The organism is Ornithinibacter sp., from assembly GCF_035443565.1.
GTDB lineage: Bacteria > Actinomycetota > Actinomycetes > Actinomycetales > Dermatophilaceae > Fodinibacter.
Window position 1 is genome coordinate 1 of record NZ_DAORSO010000341.1, and the last position, 1,545, is coordinate 1,545.

Consider the following 1,545-nt stretch of genomic DNA (forward strand, 5'->3'; position numbering starts at 1 on the left):
GCTGCTCAGCGACATGGCGGCGCACGACATCCTCGACCTGGCCGACGAGCTGGACCCCGATGACGACTTCGCCCTCACCGAGGTCGATGCCGTATCGGACGAGTTGCCGCGCCTCGCAGCCCGCGCCGCTGCCCTGTCCGAGGCTGCTTTCGGCCCTGCAGGCGCCCTTGCAGCCTTGGCTCCTCGCGACGCCGCGCTCGACACCCAGGCGGTTCACGTGGTGGCGGACGTCATGGCATCGATTCTGAACGGTGAGGCGATGCAGGCGGTCACCCTGAGGGGGCCGTCCTCTTCGGCTCAGATCGCAGGCGACGTCCTGGACCGACTGCCCGAGGGGACGCCGTACGACGTCCTCATCCCCGACTCCCAGGACCGCGAAGCGACACGACGCGTCCGTCGCGCGGTCGTGGCGCGAGGCTTGTCCGTGAGCAGGACCACCAGCCGGCCCGTGGTCGCAATGGCCGATGTTGGCTCGGCCACCACGACGTCGACCGCAGCGGTCCTGTCGGCTGCCGAGGAGGTGCAGCTCGATCTCCGACCTGACGACGCCGCCGTCGCCATCGGGCCGGCATCGGCGCTCGTGGATGCGCAGGGTGATCCGCGGCTGGATCTGGTGCGCAGCGACGTCCTGCGTTCGGGTCGGCTGCGCTGCATCGTGCGGCTTCCGAAGGGGCTCGTGCCAGCCTCCCCTCGGGCAGCGCTGGCGCTGTGGGTCTTCGGCCCGGATCGTGGCCTGCCTCCGATCGCTGATCGGTGGGTTGCCACGTTCGACCTCAGCGACCGAGCGCTCTCACCCGACGTCACGGCTGCCCTGGTGTCCGACATCGCGGCCACCCTGGCCGAACCTCGGCTGGGTGCCGTCCACGCTTTCGCCCTCGGACGACTCGAGCGGGTGCCAGACGTGCTCGCCCGCCGAGGGGCGCTGGTCTCCCGCGGCGTGACTCCGCATCGCCTGTCGGTTCCTGGCACCGAGAGCGTCGTGGAGGCCCGCCGCCTTGCGGAGTCGCTCGCCCCTTCCACCTCGGATGCCGTCCTGGCGCCGTCGGCGATCCTCACCCGCCGTCCCGCGGCGCCCTTGCTCACTCTGGACGATCTCATCATCACCGGCGCTCTGGCCGTCATCCCGGGGACACGCGTGGACCCTGCTGAACTGACCGCCGGGAGTGTCCGGGTGCTCCGAGTCGACGATCTCGCGGCCATGCCCGGTGAGGCGGCAACCAGCGCCCTCGGTGTCGACCCGTTCGACCTCGAGGTCGCAGCGCCGCGGGCGCGGCGCACCGAACCCGGCGACGTCGTCTTCTGCATCGCCCCTCGGCCCCTGGCCGCGGTGGATCGCGAGGGTCGGGCCGTGGTGTGCGCGCCCGCACGCATCCTGCGACCCACCCCGGGAAGCGGCATCAGCCCGCAGGCCCTGGCCGCCGCGATCAACGCCCAGCAGGCGACGGCTCGGGAGTGGCGCTCGTGGCGCGTGGTCCGTCTCGACGCCAGCGAGGCGGCATCCCTGTCCGGGGCGCTGCGCGCCGTCGAGGACGAGCGCACCCGCCT

1 protein-coding gene and 1 pseudogene are annotated in these 1,545 nt (G+C 72.2%); one reads left to right on the forward strand and one right to left on the reverse strand.

Annotation, left to right across the window (positions count from 1 at the left end; all coding sequences use genetic code 11):
• Positions 1-217 (reverse strand): hypothetical protein (locus PLL68_RS15020; RefSeq protein WP_324535478.1); only part of this gene is annotated, 217 nt, incomplete at its 3' end.
• Positions 218-424: 207 nt separating this feature from the next.
• Here PLL68_RS15020 and PLL68_RS15025 point away from each other — a divergent pair.
• A pseudogene (locus PLL68_RS15025) lies at positions 425-1,545 on the forward strand (hypothetical protein); the annotation flags it as partial.